The sequence below is a fragment of the Paraprevotella xylaniphila YIT 11841 genome (assembly GCF_900683745.1).
Taxonomy (GTDB): Bacteria; Bacteroidota; Bacteroidia; order Bacteroidales; family Bacteroidaceae; genus Paraprevotella; species Paraprevotella xylaniphila.
The window spans coordinates 1,230,473-1,255,721 of record NZ_LR215980.1 but is presented as its reverse complement, the minus strand read 5'-3'; the positions used below and the strand labels follow the sequence as shown (position 1 = coordinate 1,255,721).

The 25,249-nt window shown below is 42.2% G+C and carries 40 protein-coding genes and 1 tRNA gene; all 41 read left to right on the top strand.

All coding sequences use genetic code 11. The features are described from left to right. Positions 1–49 precede the first annotated feature (49 nt). Positions 50–676, top strand: a complete 627-nt coding sequence (locus E0E47_RS05320) for a hypothetical protein (protein WP_130893118.1) — start codon at positions 50–52, stop codon at positions 674–676. 801 nt (positions 677–1,477) lie between these two features. Next, complete coding sequence (locus E0E47_RS05315; RefSeq protein WP_130893117.1) at positions 1,478–1,780, top strand: hypothetical protein; 303 nt, start codon at positions 1,478–1,480, stop codon at positions 1,778–1,780. Positions 1,781–1,782: 2 nt separating this feature from the next. Further along, positions 1,783–2,955 carry a DEAD/DEAH box helicase gene (locus tag E0E47_RS05310; RefSeq protein ID WP_130893116.1) on the top strand — a complete coding sequence of 391 codons (1,173 nt, stop codon included), beginning with the start codon at positions 1,783–1,785 and terminating at the stop codon, positions 2,953–2,955. Between the two features lie 17 nt (positions 2,956–2,972). Further along, a complete protein-coding gene (locus E0E47_RS17515) occupies positions 2,973–3,845 on the top strand; it encodes a DUF4373 domain-containing protein (protein WP_232038340.1) in 873 nt (290 codons plus the stop codon). Beyond that, entirely contained in the window at positions 3,823–4,329 is a 507-nt protein-coding gene (locus E0E47_RS05300; protein ID WP_130894326.1) for a DUF6633 family protein, read from the top strand. The genes E0E47_RS17515 and E0E47_RS05300 overlap by 23 nt, the downstream gene beginning before the upstream one ends. Then, positions 4,326–4,517, top strand: coding sequence for a hypothetical protein (locus E0E47_RS05295; protein WP_130893115.1), 192 nt, complete (start codon positions 4,326–4,328; stop codon positions 4,515–4,517). Before E0E47_RS05300 ends, E0E47_RS05295 begins: the two co-directional genes overlap by 4 nt. 1 nt (position 4,518) lies before the next feature. After that, a complete protein-coding gene (locus E0E47_RS05290; RefSeq protein WP_130893114.1) occupies positions 4,519–4,965 on the top strand; it encodes a hypothetical protein in 447 nt (148 codons plus the stop codon). A 19-nt stretch (positions 4,966–4,984) separates the two neighbouring features. Continuing rightward, positions 4,985–5,737: a DNA-methyltransferase gene (locus E0E47_RS05285; RefSeq protein WP_130893113.1), complete on the top strand. Its 753-nt coding sequence runs from the start codon at positions 4,985–4,987 to the stop codon at positions 5,735–5,737. A gap of 1 nt (position 5,738) precedes the next feature. Then, positions 5,739–6,125 carry a hypothetical protein gene (locus tag E0E47_RS05280; protein ID WP_130893112.1) on the top strand — a complete coding sequence of 129 codons (387 nt, stop codon included), beginning with the start codon at positions 5,739–5,741 and terminating at the stop codon, positions 6,123–6,125. Between the two features lie 8 nt (positions 6,126–6,133). Continuing rightward, the gene (locus E0E47_RS05275; protein WP_130893111.1) at positions 6,134–6,814 is read left to right on the top strand and encodes a polymer-forming cytoskeletal protein; all 681 of its coding nucleotides are present in this window, start codon (positions 6,134–6,136) and stop codon (positions 6,812–6,814) included. Further along, positions 6,807–7,925: a DNA cytosine methyltransferase gene (locus tag E0E47_RS05270; protein ID WP_130893110.1), complete on the top strand. Its 1,119-nt coding sequence runs from the start codon at positions 6,807–6,809 to the stop codon at positions 7,923–7,925. The genes E0E47_RS05275 and E0E47_RS05270 overlap by 8 nt, the downstream gene beginning before the upstream one ends. A 19-nt stretch (positions 7,926–7,944) precedes the next feature. After that, positions 7,945–8,664: a DNA methyltransferase gene (locus E0E47_RS05265; protein ID WP_232038339.1), complete on the top strand. Its 720-nt coding sequence runs from the start codon at positions 7,945–7,947 to the stop codon at positions 8,662–8,664. Then, a complete protein-coding gene (locus E0E47_RS05260) occupies positions 8,661–9,518 on the top strand; it encodes a phosphoadenosine phosphosulfate reductase family protein (protein WP_130893109.1) in 858 nt (285 codons plus the stop codon). Before E0E47_RS05265 ends, E0E47_RS05260 begins: the two co-directional genes overlap by 4 nt. Positions 9,519–9,555: 37 nt before the next feature. Next, positions 9,556–9,723 carry a hypothetical protein gene (locus E0E47_RS17245; protein WP_172604657.1) on the top strand — a complete coding sequence of 56 codons (168 nt, stop codon included), beginning with the start codon at positions 9,556–9,558 and terminating at the stop codon, positions 9,721–9,723. A gap of 85 nt (positions 9,724–9,808) precedes the next feature. Continuing rightward, positions 9,809–10,372: a hypothetical protein gene (locus E0E47_RS05255; RefSeq protein ID WP_130893108.1), complete on the top strand. Its 564-nt coding sequence runs from the start codon at positions 9,809–9,811 to the stop codon at positions 10,370–10,372. 317 nt (positions 10,373–10,689) lie between these two features. Then, positions 10,690–11,004 (top strand): hypothetical protein, encoded by a 315-nt coding sequence (locus E0E47_RS05250; RefSeq protein ID WP_130893107.1) that lies wholly within the window; start codon positions 10,690–10,692, stop codon positions 11,002–11,004. Between the two features lie 140 nt (positions 11,005–11,144). Further along, positions 11,145–11,711, top strand: coding sequence for a nucleoside triphosphate pyrophosphohydrolase family protein (locus E0E47_RS05245; RefSeq protein ID WP_130893106.1), 567 nt, complete (start codon positions 11,145–11,147; stop codon positions 11,709–11,711). A gap of 445 nt (positions 11,712–12,156) precedes the next feature. Beyond that, positions 12,157–12,339 (top strand): type II toxin-antitoxin system HicA family toxin, encoded by a 183-nt coding sequence (locus E0E47_RS05240; protein WP_130893105.1) that lies wholly within the window; start codon positions 12,157–12,159, stop codon positions 12,337–12,339. Positions 12,340–12,374: 35 nt separating this feature from the next. Beyond that, positions 12,375–12,779 (top strand): helix-turn-helix domain-containing protein, encoded by a 405-nt coding sequence (locus E0E47_RS05235; RefSeq protein WP_130893104.1) that lies wholly within the window; start codon positions 12,375–12,377, stop codon positions 12,777–12,779. Positions 12,780–12,901: 122 nt separating this feature from the next. Next, positions 12,902–13,318 carry a hypothetical protein gene (locus E0E47_RS05230; RefSeq protein ID WP_130893103.1) on the top strand — a complete coding sequence of 139 codons (417 nt, stop codon included), beginning with the start codon at positions 12,902–12,904 and terminating at the stop codon, positions 13,316–13,318. Between the two features lie 32 nt (positions 13,319–13,350). Further along, the gene (locus E0E47_RS17240) at positions 13,351–13,494 is read left to right on the top strand and encodes a hypothetical protein (protein ID WP_172604656.1); all 144 of its coding nucleotides are present in this window, start codon (positions 13,351–13,353) and stop codon (positions 13,492–13,494) included. A 247-nt stretch (positions 13,495–13,741) separates the two neighbouring features. Beyond that, entirely contained in the window at positions 13,742–14,053 is a 312-nt protein-coding gene (locus E0E47_RS05225; protein ID WP_130893102.1) for a DUF2958 domain-containing protein, read from the top strand. A 7-nt stretch (positions 14,054–14,060) separates the two neighbouring features. Next, positions 14,061–14,711, top strand: a complete 651-nt coding sequence (locus E0E47_RS05220; RefSeq protein WP_130893101.1) for a DUF3560 domain-containing protein — start codon at positions 14,061–14,063, stop codon at positions 14,709–14,711. After that, positions 14,708–14,893 carry a hypothetical protein gene (locus tag E0E47_RS05215; RefSeq protein ID WP_130893100.1) on the top strand — a complete coding sequence of 62 codons (186 nt, stop codon included), beginning with the start codon at positions 14,708–14,710 and terminating at the stop codon, positions 14,891–14,893. The genes E0E47_RS05220 and E0E47_RS05215 overlap by 4 nt, the downstream gene beginning before the upstream one ends. Beyond that, entirely contained in the window at positions 14,880–15,152 is a 273-nt protein-coding gene (locus E0E47_RS05210; RefSeq protein ID WP_130893099.1) for a hypothetical protein, read from the top strand. The genes E0E47_RS05215 and E0E47_RS05210 overlap by 14 nt, the downstream gene beginning before the upstream one ends. After that, on the top strand, positions 15,149–15,586 hold the full coding sequence (locus E0E47_RS05205) for a hypothetical protein (RefSeq protein ID WP_130893098.1): 438 nt from the start codon (positions 15,149–15,151) through the stop codon (positions 15,584–15,586). The genes E0E47_RS05210 and E0E47_RS05205 overlap by 4 nt, the downstream gene beginning before the upstream one ends. Positions 15,587–15,598: 12 nt before the next feature. Further along, entirely contained in the window at positions 15,599–15,778 is a 180-nt protein-coding gene (locus E0E47_RS05200; protein ID WP_130893097.1) for a DpnD/PcfM family protein, read from the top strand. 209 nt (positions 15,779–15,987) lie between these two features. Beyond that, positions 15,988–16,194, top strand: coding sequence for a hypothetical protein (locus tag E0E47_RS05190; RefSeq protein ID WP_130893095.1), 207 nt, complete (start codon positions 15,988–15,990; stop codon positions 16,192–16,194). Positions 16,195–16,295: 101 nt separating this feature from the next. Beyond that, positions 16,296–16,505 (top strand): hypothetical protein, encoded by a 210-nt coding sequence (locus tag E0E47_RS05185; RefSeq protein WP_130893094.1) that lies wholly within the window; start codon positions 16,296–16,298, stop codon positions 16,503–16,505. Positions 16,506–16,517: 12 nt separating this feature from the next. After that, a complete protein-coding gene (locus E0E47_RS05180; RefSeq protein WP_130893093.1) occupies positions 16,518–16,952 on the top strand; it encodes a hypothetical protein in 435 nt (144 codons plus the stop codon). 11 nt (positions 16,953–16,963) lie between these two features. Continuing rightward, positions 16,964–17,248, top strand: a complete 285-nt coding sequence (locus E0E47_RS05175; RefSeq protein WP_130893092.1) for a hypothetical protein — start codon at positions 16,964–16,966, stop codon at positions 17,246–17,248. Positions 17,249–17,409: 161 nt separating this feature from the next. After that, a complete protein-coding gene (locus tag E0E47_RS05170; RefSeq protein ID WP_232038338.1) occupies positions 17,410–17,634 on the top strand; it encodes a hypothetical protein in 225 nt (74 codons plus the stop codon). A gap of 106 nt (positions 17,635–17,740) precedes the next feature. Further along, the gene (locus E0E47_RS05165; RefSeq protein WP_130893091.1) at positions 17,741–18,142 is read left to right on the top strand and encodes a DUF488 family protein, N3 subclade; all 402 of its coding nucleotides are present in this window, start codon (positions 17,741–17,743) and stop codon (positions 18,140–18,142) included. A 2-nt stretch (positions 18,143–18,144) separates the two neighbouring features. After that, complete coding sequence (locus tag E0E47_RS05160; protein WP_130893090.1) at positions 18,145–18,603, top strand: YopX family protein; 459 nt, start codon at positions 18,145–18,147, stop codon at positions 18,601–18,603. A 60-nt stretch (positions 18,604–18,663) separates the two neighbouring features. Continuing rightward, positions 18,664–18,733 (top strand) — tRNA-OTHER (locus E0E47_RS05155). Positions 18,734–18,770: 37 nt separating this feature from the next. Continuing rightward, a complete protein-coding gene (locus E0E47_RS05150; protein WP_130893089.1) occupies positions 18,771–19,670 on the top strand; it encodes a GNAT family N-acetyltransferase in 900 nt (299 codons plus the stop codon). Next, the gene (locus E0E47_RS05145; RefSeq protein ID WP_130893088.1) at positions 19,667–20,536 is read left to right on the top strand and encodes a type III PLP-dependent enzyme domain-containing protein; all 870 of its coding nucleotides are present in this window, start codon (positions 19,667–19,669) and stop codon (positions 20,534–20,536) included. Before E0E47_RS05150 ends, E0E47_RS05145 begins: the two co-directional genes overlap by 4 nt. Further along, positions 20,523–22,601: a GNAT-like putative antirestriction protein gene (locus tag E0E47_RS05140; protein ID WP_130893087.1), complete on the top strand. Its 2,079-nt coding sequence runs from the start codon at positions 20,523–20,525 to the stop codon at positions 22,599–22,601. Before E0E47_RS05145 ends, E0E47_RS05140 begins: the two co-directional genes overlap by 14 nt. Positions 22,602–22,604: 3 nt before the next feature. Further along, entirely contained in the window at positions 22,605–23,309 is a 705-nt protein-coding gene (locus E0E47_RS05135) for a ParB/RepB/Spo0J family partition protein (RefSeq protein WP_130893086.1), read from the top strand. Continuing rightward, a complete protein-coding gene (locus E0E47_RS05130; RefSeq protein WP_130893085.1) occupies positions 23,293–23,658 on the top strand; it encodes a hypothetical protein in 366 nt (121 codons plus the stop codon). Before E0E47_RS05135 ends, E0E47_RS05130 begins: the two co-directional genes overlap by 17 nt. Then, a complete protein-coding gene (locus E0E47_RS05125) occupies positions 23,655–25,166 on the top strand; it encodes a hypothetical protein (RefSeq protein ID WP_130893084.1) in 1,512 nt (503 codons plus the stop codon). The genes E0E47_RS05130 and E0E47_RS05125 overlap by 4 nt, the downstream gene beginning before the upstream one ends. The last annotated feature ends 83 nt before the right edge of the window (positions 25,167–25,249 follow it).

Below are 25,249 nucleotides of genomic sequence, written 5' to 3'. Positions count from 1 at the left end.
CATGCAAATCGCTTATATTTGTAGACAGAGAGTAAACATAAAAAAAGACATGGAAACCATATTGGAATATCTTCTTGCAAATTGGCCTACTTTTGCCATTGTCATCATAGTAGGTGTGACATGCTTTGTAGCTTCACGTAAGCTTACAAAATGGGAGGACAAACACGACCAAAAACACGATAAGCTAGAAAGCCGGTGCGGAAATCACGAGGCTGAACTTACGGTGCTCAAATCTAATTTAGAAAGCATGAGAGACGATATTCTTACCATAAAGAATATTTTAGTGCTTAAAGACGAGAGCATTTCCAATATTTTTTCACTAAAGAAAAGCCCACGACGTTTGAACGATAACGGGGTGAGGGTGTTTGGCGACATAAATGGGAAAACATTTTTGGAAGCTAACAAAGATTTCTTTTTCTCGAAGATAGACGAACGAAATCCCAAAGCGGCTTTGGATGTGGAAGACGCGGCCTATTGGGTGCTTTTGTCCAATACAGACAATGATATATTCAAGCCTTTAAAGGATTTTGTCTATAAATCACCTACTTATACGCTGAAAGGCCAATCCGGAGAAGACAAGCCTTATAACCTTTCCCTACAGGATGTTTGTTTCATCCTCAGCTTGCCTTTAAGGGATATGTATTTGGAACAGCATAGGGAGTTGAACGTAGAGTAATAAGACAATCCGCCTGAAACTCATTTGATTCACAATTCAGGCATTTGTTTACGCAAGTCCTCCCCACTCGGGGGGGGCATATACGGAGCGGTGGAATTAATTTTTCACCGCTTTTTTTATTGTATGCTCGGCATGAGCTTATTCTAATGGGTGCAAGTCCCTAACGAGCCCTAATAGCGGGAATCGTATAGCCAATAGCAAGGGTGTCTATCGCGAGGTGGAATCTGAAAGAAGCTGGCGGCAAACATCTGACCTAACGCACAGAAACTTCATACAAGGCATTTGACCATGGATGAGATTGCAAGACAAATCAAAGTCCCATAGCTATTCGGAATGGTTGGTGTAAATGAAGTGGGTATAAGATGGAAAGAATAAGCCCTTATCCGAGGAGGTCTCACGGACGCATGGGTGAAGATGAATCATTCGATGTACAATGACGGAGTAAAGCTTGCCGTGAGAAGTCAGCAGAGGTCATAGTACCCAAGGCACGTGTGCCTATAGGGAAGGACTGAATCGTGCAGTGCAATAGTAAATGAATGTTACCCTGTGAGACACCTCGTCAGATGTCCGAAAGGAACTCTCTATCCAAGACGATAGGACGGAATCCGACAATAGGATAGAAGTGACGCTACTCATAGGGATAGCTGAAAACAACTTGCCACACATCGCAAGATGAGAAAGCACGAAACCGCCGTATGCGGAACCGCACGTACGGTGGTGTGGGAGGTCGGTAAATGTGAAAATAGGAGGCAAATGCCTTTTATGATTAGCATTTACCTCCTACCCGATCGGATAAAAAGTATGAAAAAATTTAAAGCAAAAGGCGAGATGAAAAGAGAATATGTGTCATTCCTGGATATTGAAAAAGATTACACCGATGAATCCGACAAATTGTCTAAAGATTGGGAAGTAAAACAAGATGGAAGTTTGCGCCACTTAGGACATCCAATGTATTCTATAGACGAGTCCAGACTGACTGAAAAAGACTGGATAATACACATGGCTAAAAAAGGTTGGGTAGATATGAACACGTTTATTCCTGCCTATTTTCATGCCCTTTACATGAATGGAGTAAAAGAATTAACCATAACAACCCACTATTGACCATGTACAAACTAAGAGATTACCAACAGAAAGCATCTGATGCCGCCGTTTCTTTCTTCAATAACAAGGCGAAGAAAACAAATGCTATCATGGTACTGCCAACAGGGGCGGGTAAATCAATAGTAATTGCGGATATAGCACATAGACTAAATGACTATGTGCTTATTTTTTGTCCATCACGTGAAATTGTCGAACAGAACTACCTGAAGCTCTGCTCGTATGGGGTACTGGATTGTTCCATTTATTCCGCATCGTTCGGACGAAAGGAGGTTTCACGTATCACCTTCGCTACCATAGGAAGCGTGATTAACCATCCTGAATTATTCCAGCACTTCAAAAACATAATCATTGACGAGTGTCATTTGGTCAATCCCAAGGAAGGGATGTACAAATCATTCCTTTCTATGTTGAAGTGCAAAGTGCTTGGCCTGACAGCAACTCCATATAGATTGAGTTCAAGCCGTGATTTCGGAAGTATGCTAAAGTTTATCACGCGCACACGTCCGTGCGTGTTCTCCGAGGTGATTTATCAGGTACAGATTTCCACCCTCTTGGACATGGGGTATTTGGCCAAGCTGAATTATTACCCGATGAATCCTGTCGGTTGGAACGAACGCAACTTGAAAGTGAACACCACCGGGGCCGACTACACGTACAGGTCTGTTGTCATGGAATACGAACGCATCGACTTCTACGGCTACCTCGTGCACATCGTGCAAAGGTTGGTGAACAACACCGTTACAGGCAGCAAGCGTAAAGGCATATTAGTGTTCACACGGTTCTTGAAAGAAGCCGAACGGCTTACGTGGAGCATTCCCGGTACTGCAATCGTTTCAGGTGACACCCCGAAAAAGGAACGTGAGCGTATCCTTGAAGCGTTCAAGGCCGGAGAAATACCCGTGGTGGCCAATGTCGGCGTACTTACGACCGGATTTGACTATCCAGAGCTTGACACAATAGTTATGGCTCGTCCTACGATGTCTTTAGCCTTATGGTATCAGATAGTCGGTCGTGCCATTCGTCCGCATCCGAATAAGGAAGCAGGTTGGATTGTTGACCTCTGTGGAAACATCAAGCGTTTCGGAGAAGTCAAGGATTTACGTCTAGTTGACGGTGGTAACGGCAAATGGGTGGTATATTCAGGTTACAGGCAATTAACCAATGTGAGATTTTAAATCAAAATATTAATGAAATGGCAGGAAGACCGACAAAACAAGGGATAGATTACTTTCCTTTAGATGTGGGTTTCTTCTCAGATGTGAAAGTGAGAAAAATCGCAAGGGCTTGCGGGCCACAATCCACTTCCATACTTATTTGCCTGCTGTGTAATATATACAAAGATAACGGGTATTACATTTTGTGGGACGAAGATTTGCCTTTTGTTATCGCTGACATTGTTGGGGTTTCCGAGGGCGCAGTAAAGGAAGTATTAACCAAGGCAATACAAGTTGGGTTCTTTGACGCGGAAATATTTTCTGTGCATGGAGTGCTGACATCTGCCGGAATACAGAAGCGGTTTTTGCTTGCCACATATCAAAGGAAAGAGACCGAAATCATTCCTGAATATATGATAAATGGAATTAATCATGCAAATAATTCTATTAATTGCACAAAAAATTCAATTAATCATGTGGATAATGGACAAAGTAAAGTAAAAGTAAATAGAAAGAAAAATAAAGAAAACTCTACTAACGTAGAGCAAAAGAAAGCCGAACAGGAAAAAAAACTTGCCGCGGCTAAAGCCGCTACGCTCTCACGTAAGGATTCATTCTATGATTCACTTATCCCCTATGTGGAGAGATACGGTCGTGAAATGGTACGTGACTTCTTCGACTATTGGTCGGAGATGAACAAATCAGAAACCAAGATGAGATTTGAACAACAAACCACATGGGAAGTCGCCAAACGGCTTGCTACGTGGTCAAAACGGGAGAAAATCAATGGAAAACAAAGTTATTCAGTACAGTCCCCAGGAACTTATATCCCCGGAAGGACTTCCAAAGACAACGCAGCAAGCCGTCAGTCTCTTGAAGACCTCGCCGATGCTATATTGGGACAGCATTAACCCAAAGAATGTGCTTGATGTCTTTAATGCCCCACAACTGACCGTATCGGGAATATCCCGTGAGATTGGTACGATGAAGTTGCAAGCACTCATGGTCAAGTGGATGAACAGCTTCCTGCGCTTTTATTCGGTAAACGGGTCTATGGATGCAATACAAGTTGCTGATACAATAAATCTTGTACTTGAGATATACCCGTATTACACGCAATACGATTTCAAGCTTTTTTTCAAAATGGCAAAAATGGGGAAGTTCGGTGAGATATACGGGCGCATGGATGGGGAGGTTATTATTAATTGGCTGAAAAAATACGATGCACATCGTACGATAGTGGCACAGTCAGAAAGCATGAAATATGCTGATAAGTTCAAGGAACGCTATCCGGCGGAAGAAACGGAAGGAGTAACTTATCCAGAATACCTTGCAATCAAACACCGTGCCTCCATGGGCGACAAGGAAGCCATAAAGCAACTCACCACGCCATGAGACTGACGATTTACTGGTCCACGAAAGACGAATCCATACGCGCCCGTATCAGGAAGCGTTTCTGCATCCCTTGTGGCATGACCGTCAACAAGGAGACGAAAGCCGACATAAGGGATGAGGATATGGAATTGCTCCGGGAAACCGAAAGACGGGGATTCATACAAATCAGGTTCAAAAAACCATCTTGACATGAACTATTCAGACAACCAATGGACACCGGCAGAACTGGAGTTCCTTCAGGCGCATTACGGCACCATGCCGACACGCGAGCTTTCCGCATGGCTATACAGGCACACGGTTCAAGGGATATACCAGAAGGCAAGCTCCATCGGGCTTAAACGCCGCGTCCCTCAACCGAAGAAGAAAAAGCCCGTCAGGCCGAAAGCGTCACCAAAGGCCATCGGGGAAGAAGGGCATCCCGGACCGCAAGAAAAGTGGAAGCCCGCCGATTATGGCCCCTACGACCCGTCATGCCATTGCTGCGAATGCACCCATTATTGCGCAGGTGAGTACAAGTGCCGCTGTTGGCATGTGAAAGGCCGCCACGGGGATTACAAGTACGTGCGCCCCAAAGATCCCTCATGCCGTTATTTCATCCCGCTCACCGCGTCCACGTCAAGCGGTGAAAGCTACTGACCACAAACAATTCAAACGAATGAAAGACATCGAACTATTCAACGACAACTTCCAAAACTGGAAGCGTTACCAAATTCCGAAGGCACAGCTAATCATCGCCGACGTGCCGTATAACCTCGCCGCGAACGCCTATGCAAGCAATCCTGCATGGTACGTGGACGGTGACAACAAGAAAGGGGAAAGCGACAAGGCCGGGAAATCGTTCTTCGACACCGACAAGGACTTTCGCCCGGCAGAGTTCATGCACTTCTGTTCACAGTTCCTTGTGAAAGAACCGAAAGAAAAGGGAAAATCCCCCTGCATGATTATCTTTTGCGAGTTTGAAGACCAATTCCGCTACATTGAATTGGGACGGAGGTACGGCCTTTGTAAATACATCAACCTTGTATTCAGGAAAGATTTTTCGGCACAGGTGTTGAAATCCAACATGAAAATAGTGGGCAACTGCGAATACGGGCTTCTCCTGTACCGCAACAAGCTTCCCAAATTCAACAATGACGGGCGCATGATATTCAACTGTTTTGACTGGGTGAGGGACAAAGACACCCCGAAATGCCATCCCACGCAAAAGCCCGTGCCCCTGTTGCGCCGCCTCATAGAGATATTCACCGACCGTGGCGACGTGGTGATAGACCCTTGTGCCGGAAGTGGCAGCACGCTTCTTGCCGCAGCCGAATGCGGGCGCAAGGCTTACGGTTTTGAAATCAAAAAGGATTTTTACAACAAGGCCAACAAATACGTACTATCAAGAATCCAAAAAACATTATTTTGACATGCAACAAGGAACAGACAACTTAAATACACTGACCAACATCGTTTACATACTGACCGATGTGTTGGAAACCAACCTCATGGACATGCAGGAAGCATTCAAGAAGCAAGGTTGCGCCTTGCGCCATGACGTGAAGAGGAACTATAATACGGCCATCCATGCCATCAAGTGCATTAAGCGTGACATAGCCCATTTGAATGGCTCCACGCAGGAAAACTTCGGGCGTGACGCGGACATTACGAATGCACTCCTTCTTACACTGATAGACAGGTGCGGAGATGATGACGAGCTTGCATTCAGGTTCTACAACTACATAAAGTCATTTCCCTCCAAACTTGGGCTTAGGCTTGATGTGGACAATGCCTTTGATTTTTTAGACGAAAAATAGAAATAAAAATGGAAAAGAAATTTGAACTTACAGACAAATTCGTGATAAATGCCTTTGGAATCGGACTGTTCCAAATCAAGTGTACCAAATCCTTCAAATATGCCAATGAGGGTGATTTAGGTGGGTATGTGGAAAAAGAAGATAACCTTTCTCAGTACGGCGACGCTTGGGTGTCCGGCGATGCTCAGGTGTACGGCGATGCTCAGGTGTCCGGCGATGCTTGGGTGTCCGGCGATGCTCAGGTGTACGGCGATGCTCGGGTGTCCGGCGATGCTTGGGTGTCCGGCGATGCTCAGGTGTACGGCGATGCTCGGGTGTACGGCAAAGCTTGGGTGTCCGGCGATGCTCAGGTGTACGGCAAAGCTTGGGTGTCCGGCGATGCTCAGGTGTACGGCGATGCTCAGGTGTCCGGCGATGCTTGGGTGTCCGGCGATGCTCAGGTGTCCGGCGATGCTCGGGTTGAGAACAATCACATGCACTGTGGCTTTGATTGTTTCGGTTCATGCAACCGACATACGCATGCTTATAAGACAAAGGGAAATAAAGTCGAAATAACCTGCGGCTGTTTCCGTGGAAGCCTGGAGGAGTTCGAGAAGAAAGTAGAGGAGACGCATAAAGGCACAATCTACGAGAAGCAATATAAAGCCATCATCAACCTGATTAAGATTAAGTTCGGAATCGATGGATAGAAAGTTGACACACGGCAGCTTGTTCAGCGGGATTGGAGGTTTTGACCTTGCCGCCGGATGGATGGGATGGACAAACGTTTTCCATTGCGAGATAAACGAATTTTGCACACGAATCTTAAACCACCATTTTCCAAATGCAGAGCACTATGCAGACATCACAAAAACCGATTTCACCCCATGGAGGGGGAGAATCGACGTTCTTTCAGGAGGGTTCCCTTGCCAACCTTTCAGCCTTGCCGGACAACGAAAGGGAGTGGGCGATGACCGTTACCTCTGGCCTCAAATGCTACGGTCTATACGGGAGATACAGCCCTCTTGGGTCGTTGGCGAGAACGTTGCTGGCATCCTCACGATGGTACAGCCCGGCGAGGAGGTTGAAGTGGGAAGCCAAACCTCTCTTTTCGGAGAGGCTGACCGAAAAAGAGTATTGCTGCGTCAAGAGTACGTCGTCGAGACCATCTGCCGAGACCTTGGAAGTGAAGGATATTCCGTCCAACCGTTTCTTATTCCGGCTTGTGCCGTCGGAGCACCGCACAGGAGGGACAGGATCTGGTTTGTTGCAAGGCTTGCTGCCAACCCCGATGGCGACCGATGTACGCCATGCGCAGCGAGTGGAAGAATTGAGGAAAGCCGGAGGGAACACCTTCCACAGCAGGAAGAACGGGGAAACGAGGCCGAACGGCTTGACGGACTGGATGGACTTCCATGGACTTCTTCCGACACCCAATGCAACAGAGGGGGAGAAGTGTACAACCAAGTACAACCCCGGCAGCCAAATGGGGAAAGGGCTTACAGCTATGGCGGTAAACGGGATGCTTCCAACGCCCACTGCGAGCGACATTTTTTCCGGGACGCCGAAAGACCGCAAGGACGGAAAGAGCCGGATGGGAGAGTTGAAAAACTTCGTGGCCCGTCAGCATGGACAGGTTTCCCAACTCAATCCCCTGTTCGTAGCGGAGATGATGGGATTTCCGGTAGACTGGACGGTATCACCTTTCCTAAATGGCGGCAGGAATCCATCAAAGCCTACGGAAACGCAGTAGTACCGCAAGTGGTTTACGAAATATTCAAAGCAATACAAGAGACCTATGAATACACACCCGATAAGTGAAGTATATAACATGGACTGCATGGAATACATGAAGTCCGTTCCCGACAAGTCCTTTGAACTGGCCATCGTTGATCCTCCTTATGGGATTAATGCTCCGAATATGAATATGGGTACCAACATGAACCGTAAACATGGAGGTTATAATGGTGAAAGCGTTGCTCAGAGATTGAAGAAGGGACGTTTGAACAGGGGTGCCGGAAAGTTAAAAGGCCGGGCATTAAACATGATGTCATGTGATTGGGACTTTTCGCCACCTCCCAAAGAGTATTTTGACGAATTGTTCAGGGTTAGCCGGAATCAGATAATATGGGGAGGCAATTATTTCCCTTTGCCACCGACACGCGGTATCTTATGTTGGGACAAGATACAGCCTTGGGAAAATTTTTCGCAGATTGAACTGGCATGGACTTCATTTGATTGTCCTTCAGCTATCATACACCTGTCGAATACCGGAGGTGCGAACAAAGAAGCAAAGATACATCCTACACAGAAACCTGTTGCTTTATATCATTGGATATTGAAGAAGTTTGCGAATCCCGGTGATAAGGTACTCGATACCCATTTAGGTAGCGGGAGCAGCCGGATAGCCGCCTACAAGATGGGCTTCGATTTCTACGGGACGGAAATAGACAAAGAGTATTTCGATGCGCAGGAGAAACGATTTCGGGAAGAGTGTTTGGGAGAAATTAGACTGAGAAACGGCAATGTATATGTACAAAAAGAACTGTTTGAATTATGAAATTGGATAAAAATATAGACTACTCCATCAACCTTTTGCGCAAGGCCGAACCCATGGCTTTGCGTTTAGACCCCGAAAATGGGTTTTATCTGGCTTTCTCCGGTGGCAAGGATAGTCAAGCCCTTTACCACATCGCGCAAATGGCCGGTGTGAAGTTCAAGGCGCACATGAACCTTACAAGCGTTGACCCACCGGAAGTTATCCGCTTCGTTAAGAAACAATATCCCGATGTGGAACTGATAAAGCCGAAGATGTCAATTTACGACATGGCATTGAAAAATCATTTAATTCCAACAAGAACGATAAGATGGTGTTGTGCCGAGTTCAAGGAAACATCCGGTGCAGGAAAGGTTACGCTGACAGGCATCCGCAAGCAGGAAAGCACAAGACGCGCTAAACGTAATGAATTTGAGACCGGCAAAAATGGCAAAGCATCGTTCAGCGGAACGTTCGACCAGTGGGAAGAACACGAAGAAACAATGGCAATTTGTGTAGGGGGGAAGGACAAGATATTAATTTCACCAATCATCTACTGGACTGAGCGTGATGTCTGGGAGTTCCTTAACGAGGTGGTGAAGGTTCCGCATTGTTCATTGTACGATGAAGGTTACAGACGGATTGGCTGCATTTTATGCCCGATGTCGAATTACAAACAAAAGATTAAAGATTGCCAACGTTTTCCCCATGCCAAACATAAGTGGATTCAGACCATCCAAAAGTTAATTGATGGTGGATATATCAACCACAACTTCCAAGATGCGGAGTTCGGCTTCAACTGGTGGATAAGCGGAAAGAGCTTCGACAAGTTCTATGCAGATGAAGTATTGCAACAGAAAATTGATTTTGAATTATGAATGATAGTTTAATTGAAGCACTTAAATTGATTTGAAGATGAAAGGAAGACCTAAAGGAATTCATGTATGGAGTGAGGGAAAATACGTTGGAAATATTATATACACCTACAGAGTTCCTCTTATGTCAGAGGAAGAATTGGAAGACACTCTATTGAAAACATTTCCCCAACTTAAAGGAAAAAGGTGGAATATAAGATTTATCTAACAGATGAGTAAAACAAAACTATATTACCTGTTCCTGGCAGTCATGTGGTGGTTGCAGGGATAGGTGGAAAGGAAATAAAATAATTATGAAAGTAATAACAGATGAAGCTTTTCCAGTGAATGAGCATAATCCGCAGTCGCATTCTGACGCAGATGCTGAAATAGTTCATCCGGTGACTCCCATTGTCGCATGTCCCCAAAATGGAGGATTATCTTCCAAAGATGGGGGTTCTCCACAAACAGAGGAAACATACGCGCGGCAATGGCTCTATAATGTAACCTATGGTATTTCGGCTCTTGTAAAAGAGTTCCCCATCTATGTAGAATACCCGGATGGTTTGTTTCCGAAACAAGCTCCATCTCCACGTCCATCAGTCCACCGAGATAGTTGTGGACTGAAGGGGCATAACGCAGAAGATGTTCTTGGCTGCTCGTGGCAAAGTACAGAGCCAGATTTCGGAGATGGTACATGGATGACAGTTCACATACGCATTCCTCAAACCATATTAGGCCGGAAATGTCGCCTGTCAATTCCCCGTCAATCAGATGGTGGCAATATTCATGGGCAAACTGAAACATCCACTGACACCAAAAATTACTCTCACAACGAAGATAGATATGGTGACAGTCTCCCTCACGGCAGCACATAGGCATGTCTAAAAAATGGTTGTACGATATTATACACGGTTTGGACGAATATGGATTTTTTTCCAAAGCTTTCGAGAAGTTCTCATCGACAAGACGGAACAAGCCAAATATAATCCCATTGTCAAAGTTCCCAAATGCAGGATTCGGCTCAAAGACCATGTTCGGGCTAACAGGAATAAATGCTTCCATGAATGAAAAAATTTAAAATTGGACAAACAAAAGTAGCAAATTAAATGGGCATATCCAACTCCATGATAGTTTAAAATTGGACACTTTACGCTATTCAACAGGATATGCCCATTTCTTAAAATTATATGATATGAAACGAGAAGATATTGAAAAAGCAGCAAAAGTATGGGCGAAAGATGAAATCACCAAGTCAAGGATTGAACGTGGAAAAAGGGCATTTAAGGCCGGAGCCAACTGGCGCATCAACAGCGTGTGGCATGATGCAAAAGATGTACCACAGCCATTTAGGGCATTTGTGATTTTACATGATACAGAAAACGATTTTATGATGTTAACCCAACATAGTTTTACTTGCGATAGTGATTATAATGTTATATATCAAGAAAATGATAATATGATAGCTTGGGCATACATCGAGGATTTGATACCTAATACGGAGGAATGAGTATGTTAGAAATCTTAGAATTTATATTTCAGGACTTTTTCCATTGGCTCGGTACGGTAATACTCATTATCTGTATTCCCTTTCCATTTAGCCATAATAGTTTCATTAGTATCAAAAATGAAAATAAGGAGGATTGAAACATGAACTTGAACGAACTGAGAGACCGTGCCTATAAGACAGCCTGCGAACACGGTTGGCACGAAGAAGAATATAGTAACGAACATTACCTCTGCCTCGTCATATCCGAACTGATGGAAGCCTTGGAAGCCGACCGGAAAAGGATGCACGCGTTCAGGAATCCGTTTGAAGATTTCATATCACGTTTCACAAAAGACCCGGAACATGCCTACAAGGTCGCTTTCGACGAATACATCAAAGACACGGTCGAGGACGAACTTGCCGATGCCGTGATACGCCTGCTCGACCTTGCCGGACTGAAAAGAATCGATTTGGAAAACTTCGATTACGAAGAAAGCGATACGTTCGATTATGAAGGGATTCCGTTCACGGAAGCCATGTTCTCCATCACAAGGGAAATCACGGGCGGATGTACGGACGACGATGTGTTGGAAGACAAGGTACATTCCGTCCTGAACGAAATCTTCTCTTTCTGCGCCGCACAGGAAATAGACATCGAGTGGCACGTGGGGCAGAAGATGCGCTACAACGAACTTAGGAGTTTTAAACACGGAAATAAAAAGTATTGAAACAATGAAGAATAGAATCTACATAAGCCTTCCCATCAGCGGACGGGACATTGAAGATGTGGATCGGCCATAAAGTCAGCTGCCGCACAGATAGAAAAACATGGCTTCAAGGCGGTGTCGCCTTTGGAAGTGTCTCCCGACCCCGAATCAAGTTATGCCGTACACATCGGGTGCGGCATCACCGCATTGCTTGAATGAGATGCGGTCCTTGTCCTGTCCGGATGGGTGGAATCCAAAGGATGCGCACTCGAAATGGAAGCCGCACGTATTTATGACAAGAAGATACTTACGAACTATGGAATGTTGGACTATTACGCAAAGGATGTGGAAGATGAACGGCATCCCAAAAGTTAAAAATAGGATAATCATGAAAATAAAGTGTTTTTTCTTTGCGTATATAACGTAAACGATATACATTTGCAATGTAAATCAAAGCATAGGGGCTATGAATTGGAATGAGATGAAGAAGAAGGCGGTTGAAAACGGATTTGAGTTCCTTAAACATGGAAGTCGGCACGACATCTATGTGAATAGGGATACAGGAAAAATCATCCAGATTGAACGCCATTGGTCGCAAGAAGTGCGTCCCGGCTTGATGAACAAGCTGAAAAGAGAAATCGGGTTTTAATGCCCGGTTCCTCTTTCAGGTAAAAATATACGATTATGAGATTGAATGTAACGATTGAAAAGCAAAAGGACGGAACTTACATCGCCTATAACACGAATGACGATGAAGTCGTACTTGTCGGAAATGGGAGTACCGTAAACGGTGCGAAAGATGATTTCTTTAATTCCATGCACGAAACTGTTGATGCTTGCAAGGAAAACGGGATACCAATCCCATGTTCCCTCAATGAAGAACCCGTATTCAAGTTCGACATAGCATCGCTATTTGAATATTACAATATGATTAATGTCAGCGCATTAGCCCGTTATCTCGGAATTAACGAGACACTTATGCGCCAATATAAGAAAGGAGATACTTATATATCAGAAAACCAGCTCAAACGAATAGAGGACGGCATACACGTCCTCGGAGAAGAATTATCCCGTCTGAAACTCGTATAGCCCCTGCTTTGGATTTCAGACACATGAGAGCACCGGATTCCCGTTTCCGGTGCTCTTTTTTATACCCGACACCTACCGTGCCGGGCTTCTTGTTATATATAAACCCGAAAAAAATATTTAATATGAACAAACCCGATGATAATTTAAGATTGCTTTTCGTTTATTACGATTCCTGCAACGACTTGTTGGAAGCCTTCTGTGAGAAGCACGGCTTCGACTATGAGGATGCCCGCAAAAGTTGGGTCGCCGGGTGCGTGGGAGAAACCGTATGTTGCGGAGACTATTTCTTCGACATGGACGTGATAGTCACCGACCTGAAAGAAAACGCCCCCGAAGGGGAACTGCTGCGTTGGTATGGCTACACCCTGGAATGCCATTCCCTCGGCACGAACGGATGCAATTATTCCTCATGGCTCAAAGGATGCCCGCGACTGTCAGAAGATGAAATGGCAGAAATCAGGGCATGTCAAAAGATTGTGGAGGAAGCAAGGGAACAGCTAAATGAATGTGTAACCAAGTATAAGGAAAGGGGATTTTGATGATGGTTAAAAATATGAAAGGAGAATAGACAATGGCGACAGGAAAAAATGAATACCTATGGCACAAGGCATGCCTCGCAGCCATGGCCAACAACCAACTCACCCAAGAATGGGAAGTCAGGCTCTATGCAACCTCGCTCTACAATGCAATGCTGTGGGGAAGAGGGACAAATTGAAAATAAAAAGGGGGCCGACCCGCACGACCAAGCCAACTCTTGCTATTATAATACTCTATCATCCGTTAGAGATGTTTTTTACAAGTGATTATTCAAATAGATATGAATGGAAGTAATAGGATAATAGTTAAGTTGCTGATTATGAGTAAATTAATTGTGTAAATGTTTGGCTGATTCACTAAAAATGAGTATCTTTACATATCAAATAAAAGAAACATATAATACTCGCAATTAAAAGATAAGAGCAATGAAACTGATAACAAAACAAATAGAAAAACAATTAGTGAAATATCCGATTTACAGCCAACAAAATAAAGGTGAGGAAGTAGTGGCAATCTGCAAATTTTTTCAACCAAACGGTTCTTACACATGGTATGTTACCGAGGGCGATAAACAGGAAGGTGGCGATTGGCGATTTTTTGGATTGGTGGAAAACAGCTATGGCAGAGAGTTTGGTTACTTCACATTGAAAGAGCTTGAAAGCATAAGACTCCCGTTTGGTCTTACGATTGAACGGGATATTTATTTTAAACCAACGAAATTGAACGACTTAAATTAAAAGAGCAATGAACACGTATTACAAGTTTGCGCCAAACGTATTTTTGGCAAAGTGTGAAGAAGAACATGAGAAAGGAGAAATAATCCCCGTTACCACAAAGTACGGTAAGGAGAACGAAAGCGTAGTCTTTAACCTGGTCTTTGAACGTGACGGATTCTATTACTATTCAATAGTCCGTGCCGATGGCTTCAATGTTCAGGAATGGGCGAAGCAAAGAGCTGAACGCAGACGTGAATGGGCTGCATCGGCAGAACGCAAGAGTACTGAATTTTATAACAAGTCAAATAAAGATGCTGATTTCCTTTCTCTCGGTGAGCCTATCAAAGTCGGACATCATAGCGAGAAACGGCATCGCAAAATGATTGATGATGCCTGGAATAATATGGGCAAAAGTGTTGAGTTTAGCGACAAAGCTGCCGAACATGAAAGAGTAGCCAAGTATTGGGAAAAACGCGCTAAAACTATCAATCTTTCTATGCCGGAAAGTATAGATTTCTATGAACATGAGTTGGAAGTCGCTAAGGAATACCATGAAGGGCTGAAATCCGGCAAATATCCACGGGAACACTCCTATTCTCTGACCTACGCCAAGAAAGAGGCGAATGAACTGCAAAAGAAATACGAATTGGCTAAAAAGCTATGGGGAGAACAAGTATGAATACATCACTATTAAGCCTAACCGAAAAACAAGAGTATGCGGTAAGGAATATTCTGCAATCGATGGAGAATGCAAAAACGTACTGTTCCTATCTGGATAAAGAGGATTTGCGTTGGGAGCTTGAAGAAATGATAGAGGAGTTTATTCATAATGTGGAGGATAAAATCAATGACAACTACTGATAATGACGAAAAAACAATTCGCAATGGTGTTGGTTGGTGCGTGAGGATATTGGCAGGCATGCGTCTTGGCTATCATGTACAAGGTCTTGCAGAAAAGATTGCATACTCATACTTATATGAGGGTTTTAAGATGTCCTGCAATGACATTGGTTACATAGAATGGCAATCCAACTGGATGAATAGTCAGATTGTCGAAGACAACAGGACAGACGAGGCAAATAAAGTGGCAATACAAATAATGGAAGAGTTAAGGTTATGAGAACAAAGATTACAAAGGACGGTTTTATATGGCTTGTAGTACAAAAGAATACAGCCATTGCATTATTCAAAAATGAGGATGCAGAAGTATATAGACTTTACGCTGATGACAGTGAGGGGCTGATTGAGAACCTCGCAGATTTTTCAGAACACGATGGCGAATTTGGGGTAAAACTCGGATTTGTAAAAGATTTGTGCCAATATCGAACGGATAAGAAAAATAACAGGTTTGGATATGGACTTGCCGCCATTGTTGAAGACGGACAAGAAGAGAACCTTGGACTGGAAGAATGCATTACTATACATGACATTTGCCATAAGGCTTGCTCTGTCCTTACTGATGATGAACTGAAATACTTGTTCAACGTCAAGCCAGGTTTGGTAATTGAAGCTATTAAAGGATACGATAAGATTGATGAAATAATGAATGATTAACACAGGTGAAATATGATGAAGTATAAGTTCAAGATAATCGAAGCCCTCTCAAAAGTCATAGAGGTCGAAGCTGAAGATTATGATGTCGCTTTAGAGAAAGTAGAGGAAATGATAGACTGTGAGGAAGTCGTGCTTACGGCTGATGATTTTGAAGGCAGAGAAATTTATCCTTATGAAGACGAAAACCAATAAAGCAGTGTCGTTGCTTCGGTGCGGTGACTTTAAATCTGCACTGGCGATTTTCTCCAAATTTCGCATAGGTTTCACCAAAGAAGAACGCAGGACGTTGAAGATAGCGCATGAGTGTCTTTCGGGGAATGCTGGATTTTACCAACAGATAGGCATTGATACCAATAGTGAGATTGAGAAAAGCAAGGCATTGCTGTTTGGAAAATATGGGTATGGGAGGTTATCATAAATCTAAAACGGCGTCGCAAATATTTCGTGATGTCATCCAGCCATACGGCAATCTGTACGAGTTCTACAAGTCCTGCAAGGATGCGGACGTGTATATCCGCTGCAAGGATGACAAGGGTCGTGAGACGGTGTTCGCGACCGGTGTCTTTGCCCGGATGCTTGACCGTAAGTTGCTGAGATTCAAAAGTTAAACAAAGTTTAAGCTCTCGGTATTTTAGATGTAAACTATTGATATTCAATATATTATTTGTATCTTTACATATCCAAAATAACAACTTAAATAATAAGAGTAATGAAAACGAACAAAGAAAGTCAGAGAAAAGTATTCATAGAAAACATAGTAAAAGCAGCTGTCGATTTCGGGTTAAACAGCATTCAATGCCAGATTGCTATGAGTATTCCTCAAAGAACCTATTGTTTCAATGAGCTTAATGGTTTCATTGGAGAAATGACAATCGCTCTCCGAAATGCAGGTGTTAAATTGCCGGGTGATAATCTTTGATATACATAAGCAATGAAGATTACAAAAGAAACAATAAGCAAATTGAACGAACTTGGTTACAATATTTGGGCACATGATGATAATTGTAATGAAGTTCCTTTTGAAAAAGGTAATTACATCTATATAGATTATAGGTCGATTAAGGCTCCTAAGCAAAAAGAAGTAACTGTTGAATGGTTGCTTGACAAAATCAGCGAAAAATCATCTTATCGAAACTTATCCAATTATCTACGCAAGTTGTTCAGTTCTACTATGTCTGTTTATCCTGCATCATACGGCATTGGAATAAACTCTTTGTTTGGGTTTAAAAACAATGTAGAAATGGTAGAGAATAAACTAAGAGAACTTGGATTAAAATATAGATGTGAGTTTTCTGATTGTAGATTTGTTTATCGTTTCATAATTAGTACCGATACAGCTAACATGAATATTTTGAAATCACTTTAAAATATAGGATAATGAATAGAATACAGCAAATGACATCCGAACTTAATCAGATACTGCGCTCTGATACCTACCAGTTTGAGATTGATACCGAAGATTACGTTTTCGGTTTCAAGAAGACAATCAAGAAACGCACCAAGAGTTTGGTTAAAGCAATTAAGTTGCAAGCAAAACTGACTAATGATTGCGGTCGGTTCTTATCAGATACGGTTCGTGTTGTGGCAGTACGATTCTACAAGAATGGCGAACTTACCAAAGAATTGAAAGCAGAAGAAATAGCAGCAACGTATAACGGATAAATAGAACAATGAGAACAGCAACATTAAAAGAGTCATATAAAGGCTATCGGAACATCATCCTAATCGAATATTGGCCGAACATATATAAATGGGAAGTCGAGATTTGTGGAAGTGGCAAACATATATTTGTATATGAAGATGAATTTGAGGAGGATTGAGCCATGAAGACATACGAAGACCTGAAAGAAAAAGACAAAGATAGGATGAAGAACCTTAACCGAAAGAACGGGTATGGACTATCAGGCAAAGAACTGGAAGCACTTGCCAAGAAACATCAAAGACACCGTAAAATTGGTGATGAATACACTTGTTTACTCATAGAATATCGGTTAGATGATATAAATTTCCACTCCGAAGCAAGTTTACTGCACGTAGGAGATTATTAAAAAGTCATAGAAATGGCAAAAACGTGGTAGTTTAGCCTATTTTAGCGTAAAAAAATGATTGTTTTTCAAACAAAAATAGTATCTTTACAACGTAAATAAGAAGAAAATGAAGATTTACACATCATATTTCGGGAATGCCCGGAAACTGAATGAAGCAGGAGTAATGATAATCTGTGTCGCTATTGGCAGACCAAGATTTATTCAAGCTCCTCAAATGTTGAATGTTTGTCCTACGAGATATATGATAAGTGGAGCTTGCTCGCATGAAGAATATCTTAAAATGTATGATGACATTCTTGCCAAACAGGATGCGGGAAAGGTTTTAGAACAAATCCAAGCATTAGGCAATGGTAAAGATGTCGCTCTTTGCTGCTACGAAAAGCCGGGAGATTTCTGCCATCGTCATATTTTGGCAAAATGGCTGACTGAAAAGACTGGAATTGAAATCGCAGAATTTGGAGTTGTTGAGAAGAAAGGACCTAAGTATGAACAAGCAAGTTTGTTTTGAATATGAAAAGAATAAGATTCAGAGGAAAAAGCCTTGATAGCGGAAAATGGATGTACGGAGACCTTATAGAAAATCAAGGCGAATATTACATATACCACGCTTGTACCGAAACGACATTATCTGATGAAGGAAACACTATCACGATAGTTGCAACAAAAGTACAAAATGAAACCGTTGGACAATACACAGGGCTACAAGATAGGAACGGTAAAGAGATTTATGAGGGCGATATTGTTGAACAAATTGTCACAAATGGATACGACTACGGTTTAATAAGTGAAGTATGCTTTGATAATGGAGTTTTTGGTATAAAACATAAGTCTTATAAAGACTATGTTGTATCGCGTTTTGTATATTCCTCATATTGGAATGATGGGCATGCACATGGAACAATTTCATATGAATATGAACTAAAAGGAAATATTTACGATAATCCAGATTTATTAGCCAACCATCAATAGAGTTTGATGGGATGCTGTCAGATTTGCCAAGCAAGCGGTGGTTTGGCAGTATTGGCAAATGCGGAAATAGCTCATCGGTAGAGCGTTGGCATTCCAGCCAAAGAGTGGGGTTCGATTCCCTGTTTCCGCTCAAATAAAGTATATGAAGTTATATACAACCCAAGAATATGGACGGAAAAGGACTAATAAGAGCATGTGAAAAATCTGACTGCGGCTGGAAGTGTTGTTCGTTCGGTTCGGACGGGCATATCGTTATTTTGCCCTATGAATTTAACGGGCACGAGCAGGAAATATCTCATTTACGAATTATAGACAATGATTACTTTGGCGGTAAAAAGGTAAAATGTATCGCTAAAGACTGTAAGTCATGTGACAATGGTTACAAACCTATCATGTGTAGAACTTATCCTTTGTGGGTAAAGTCGGTAAAGAAAGGTTTTGTTTTCCGTAGTGGCAAGTGTCCTTTGAAGAATGAGCAACTAACCAAACATAAAGAATTTGTATTAGGCATTTTTGACAATTACAGAAAAGCATTGTTGTCTCAAACAGATGTTGATGCATTCCTCTCCAAAGCATGGATAGACCGATACGAGCCTCTATTTCCTACCCATAGAGGAAGTATTGAATGTAAAATGGAAGTCAAGTCTCTGTCTATGTTTGATATGACCGAGATTGAAACAATGGAACAAGCCTTACTATCTAATCCTGAAATATGCTTTGCATCAGAACCTCAGGATATAGCGAAATGTTTGCAATCCGGTTGCAGTTATGGCTTATGGCTGGACGGCTCTTTTGTAGCTTATTCACTTGCTTATTTTACAGAATACGGTACAGCATACGTTGATAAATGTTTTGTCAGTTCAGATTACAGAGGTAATGGGTTTCAGTATATTCTTCTTAATGCAAATATTGCAAGGTTGGTCTCCAATGGAGTACAAGAAATATTTGCCATGACTTCACCCAAGAATGACGCAAGTATTAAAAGTTTCACCAATGCTGGTTTCTCGCCTAAACGTGCTACAAAATACAAAGGAGTTGAACGTGTCATTTTGAAGTGGGAGTTATGAAAGTAATTATATATACAGACAACATTGTTAAGAACATCAAGAAAGCGGAAACACTTGTAAATGTTCCTGTTTCGCTCATGTTCAAAGATTTTTATGAGGATATTTGGAAGCATCTCCATCATAGAGTTGATAATGATATTTTTTCGCTTCACTTTGAAGATAGTGTGTGTTACTCTATTGGAAAGGCTAGGCGTAATCAAAAAGGCGCAGTGGTTACTACCACGTATGATGTAATGGATTGCGTTGTAGACAGATGCATCAAGAATATCTATATTCCTATCAATGCGTTTGATAATAGAGAAGGGGTAAGTTTGTTTGAAGCAAGACAGATTGCAAAGATGGTTCGTTCTTGCGATGATAACGCCCATGCTTACGGGATGATAACCTCTGGTTGTTTGAATGGAAGCAGACCGGATATGCAACGACTGTGTAAAATATGGGCAACATTGAATGGCGATATTGAATCAATCAGTTTAGGTGGTAGCTTTTGGTTAGGACAGAATGAAAACCTGCCTAAATTCATAAGCGATGTACGCATTGGAGAATATATGCTATTTGGCACAATTCCATACAATGGCAATGAAAACAAATTAGGTGTAAACGGTATTGAATTGTGGACTAAGGTCGTAGGCGTTTATCCGGAACGCAGCCAGATACTTCTTGATTGTGGGTATTCTATGGCTGACATGAATGAGTGTTGCTGCTTTGACAACGGTTTACAATATTCAGATAGCTCAAGCGAATACACTGTAATGGACGTAATCAATGGTCGTTGCTCAGATTATTGCATTGGAGACTTTGTTGTATTTACACCCAGTTATAAATCATTAGTCAAGTTGAGATATGCAGAACATGAATATAGATAAGCCCTGGATTGACTATATCGCCAATCGTACATTTGGCATGGAATTGGAATTTGCTGATGGTGACAAACAACGCATACCACTTCCATCTGGTTACAAGTGGACGGATAACAAGCTAACCATGATGAATAACTCGGACGGTTCGGCAGTCACGCATCATGGTCAGTTTGGTGGTGAGATAAACACCCGGCCATATCATTACTGCGTTGAAGATTTACAGGAACTAAAAGATTTCATCCAAACGATGAGAGATGCCGGGAGTTATCTCATGTGGAATGAGGGGTTTGATGCGCATCTGTATATCAAGGATATGGATTTGGATGTTATTAAACGGATGTTCGCGCTTTCTTACTATACCGCATATCCAATCAAACGGATTTTTGACATTGCCGAATGGTGGGAAACGAAGTATCTTGTACCAAGTCCTCCTTGGGATGTAGTACAAAGAGTTTTGAATGTTGACACAGTTGACAATCTGTTAAAAGTGTTCAGCAACGGTTCGGACAGAGGGCATATAAGGTATTGGCTCAATCTGTGTTCAATCTCTAAAATTGGCACATGTGAGTTCCGCATCTTCAATAGCTCATGGGATTTTGACAAAGTGCTGGAAACAATCAAATTTATGTATTCATTCGTGGAATATGCTTACTTACATGAGGATATGGAAGAATACAAGCAACTTACCACGATTGAAAAATGCCTTGAAGCATTCCATATTGATTATTCTAAAGTTCCGCAAAGGCACAAACCTCTTTTGTGGGCAGCAGAGCATTCGGATAATGTAACAATCGTTGGTCAGATGTTCAAGAAGACCAACCGTATGCTTTCTTACATAAAAAAAGAGGCTTCAAAGTTCGACATCGCCCACATAGTAAACTCCTACTATATGGATATAGAGCAAGTGCTTACCAACCGTGAGATAAAAGTGTACACGAAAGAGTATTTTATCTACCTCATGTACAAAGCAATCAAAGGAGAAGTGAGAGAGTTGTGTTTTAATGAGGAATATAGTTTCATGGACATCCGGTCGGACAATCCAGCAGAGATTGTTGCTTCTATTCATTTGTTCAATGCTATCAAGAAACATAAGAACTCACAAGACATTTACCATAAATCACTATACGATGATTTTATAGCCCGGTTGGATTACTACAAGAAGAAATACACGGAGAGGTATCAAAAACTTGTCGATAATCTTAAACCGAAGAACATTGAAGTTTTGTATTGTGCAGATATATCGGATGCAATACTCAACTGCAATGAAAACGATATCATGATTTACCAGAACGAGTTTCATTCCGGCATGAAAGCTACAAGCAACGCCTTGCAGCGTTTTCTTTTGGATGATTTCGGTTGGCAGGAACGTACCCATACCAAGTATTCGGAGATAGACGAAGGGTTGGTGAATTATATGCTATTATCACAACACGGCTTTATGGGACGCAGGGAGGTTTTCAAAGACCAGCGTACTTATGTTTACTCCAATGTTGGAGATACGGGCGAGAACAGTTTCAATAAGCGTACCATCATCCCGTTGAAATACAAACGGCTGCCGGATGATTACATACTTACCGAGAAAAGTAAGTTACGTTTCATCCGTGCTTCTATGGCGGAAATAGACTACTTGCGGATGATATATCTAAAGAAGGGCATTATACTTGGATCCGCACCGTTCTGTTACCTGTGGTTCTTGGATGATTATGTATTTGGAGCTTGTATGTTTGACTTTCTGAAAGTAAGCAAATATGGCATGGATGCTGTTTGGATGAAATCAGATTTTGTGATAGACCATCCGATACAGAAGTTAAGCAGATTGCTCATTACAGGGGTGCTTTCAACGGAATTTAAAGCAGAGTTGGATATTCGGTACAAACACGAATGTGGGATTATTGCCACGTCTGTGTTTACTGATAAACCCGTAAGTATGAAGTATCGGGGAGTTTTCAAATTACATGAAAGATGCGTGGGAAAACTTCACTATATCCAAGACGCAGGCATTCGTGGAAAATTAGATGAGATTTTAAAGGCATTTGTACAGAAATACGGAAACGAACCGAGAAAGGAGTAAACAATGGAGAAATTCAAAATAGCAGAAGTTCAGCTTTCTGACATTAAACTTATCAAGAAGAATGCTCATTTTATGAGTAATGATACGTTTAACGCACTTGTGAATAATATTCGTAGAGATGGGCAATTATCCTCTGTTCCGTTCTGCGTAAAGCATGAGGATGGAACATATACGGTTGTCAGTGGCAACCATAGGACACAGGCTGCGAAGATGGCAGGACTGACATCTATCCATGTAATGTATATTGACGAGTCTGATACGTCTAATGATTGGTTGTTGGCAACACAGTTGAGCCACAACAGTATTGTCGGACAGGACGATGCAGAGGTCTTAAAGCAACTTCTTGATGAAATAACAGATGTGGCATTAAAGGAATACGCCCATATCAGCAATGAAGTATTAGAAAGCGTGAGGGACATTAACTATACGGTTGAAATGCCTAATAATGAAGTTGTTCCGGTTACTTTAATGTTTGTCGATACCCAGAAAGTGTCGTTTGATAAACTCATGGAGACGCTAGAGTGCTATTCCGAAAAGGAACTTGGAAATCTTACTTTGTTAGACATAGAAACAATGCGCAGATTAAACGAAGTAAGTGCTAAAGTACAAGCCAAGTATAAAATCAAGGCACAGGCATTGAGTGTTTGCAAGATGCTGGAAATTGTTAATAACGTATTGGAGGGAAATAAAGATGGCACAGAAATTTAGGATTCCTGTAAAGAAAAAGAAAGAGATTTTTCTTAATGCGCTTGATGCAAGACTGTTGAATGTAACAAAAGCGTGTGAAGCTGCCGGAATATCTCGTACTCTTGCATATAAGTGGAGAGAAAAGGATGAAGAATTTCGCAAGCAATGGGAGGAAGTGGAAGAATCTTTCAAAGACAAACTCGAAACAGTCATGTTTACGAAGGCCATTACAGAACAGGATAACACTATGCTTATTTGGCTTAGTAAGACCAAGATGAGAGACCGTGGATATACAGAGAAAATAGAGCAAGATATTACGATTAATCCATTTGAAAAACTAATGCAGGAATTGCCGGATGATGAAAAATGAGCAAGGTAGACAAGGCCATACGATACATGAAGGCATGGCGGGAGGACTGGTGCAAGTTCGCACATGACGTTCTCCATGCAAGGCTGGATAAGGAACAACAGGCTATCCTTCACTCTGTCCAGCATAATCCTATGACAGCTGTAGCCAGTGGTACATCAAGGGGAAAGGACTATATCGCAGCTTGTGCAGCCATGTGTTTCATGTACCTTACTCCTCGTTGGAAAGATGGTAAGTTGGTAAAAAATACCAAGATTGCAATGACTGCACCTTCAGGTCGTCAGGTCAAGGATATTATGATACCGGAAGTTTCCCGTTTATTTCGTAATGCAGGTATTTTGCCCGGTCGTTTGTTGTCTTCAGGAATCCGAACTAATTATTATGAATGGTTTTTGACGGGTTTTAAGAGTGGTGACGACAACATGGAGGCGTGGTCTGGATTCCATGCCGTGAACACCATGTTTGTAGTTACTGAAGCGTCCGGTATATCCGAAACCATCTATAATGCGATTGAAGGCAATTTGCAGGGAAACTCCCGGCTACTTATTGTGTTCAATCCCAACATCACTACCGGCTATGCGGCACGTGCGATGAAGTCTGACCGCTTTGCCAAGTTCAGACTTAACTCGTTGAATGCGGAAAACGTAGTCAGCAAGCAGTTGATAATTCCCGGGCAAGTCAACTATGAATGGGTAAAAGATAAGGTAATAAACTGGTGCTCTCCCATTCAACAAGCAGATTTCAATGCGGGGGAAGGAGATTTCAAGTGGGAAGGCTGTTTGTATCGTCCGAACGACCTTTTCCGTGTCAAAGTGCTTGGCATGTTCCCGAAAGTGTCGGAAGACGTACTTATCCCATACGAGTGGATAGAGATAGCCAACGAAAATTGGCATCGTCTCCAGGAAGAAGACTTTACTCCTACAAAATCATGTAGGCTTGGCTCTGACGTTGCAGGTATGGGACGTGATGATAGTGTGGTGTGTCCTCGATATGGCAATTATGTACCTAAATTTGAAGTTCACCAATCGGCTGGCAAGGCTGACCACATGCACGTGGCAGGGATGCACATTTCGTATCTCTCAGATGAGAACGCAAAGGCTTTCATTGATACCATCGGCGAAGGTGCAGGAGTGTATTCCCGTTTGGAGGAACTTGGGTATAAGAATGCCTATTCTTGCAAGTATTCGGAAGGAGCGAGAGGGCTGCATGATATAACAGGTCAATATGAATTTGCCAATATGCGTGCTTATTGTTATTGGTCATTGCGTGACTGGCTAAATCCCAAAAATGGATTTGGTGCGGCTTTGCCTCCTTGTGATAAGCTCATGGAAGAAGCTACCGAAACGCATTGGAAATTCCAAAGCGACGGTCGGATTATTATTGAACCGAAGGAAGAAATCAAGAAACGAATCAAGCGGTCTCCTGACTATATGGACGCATTGGCAAACACATTTTATCCACATGATTTTGACTATATCAGTGATGAAGAATTGCTTCGAGATTTCTTGTAATTCAAAGATTTACTATAACTTTGTATCGAAAGCTGTATTATTGTTTCTTTTAGTATGCAGTTTTCATTGCTCTATGTGCTCTG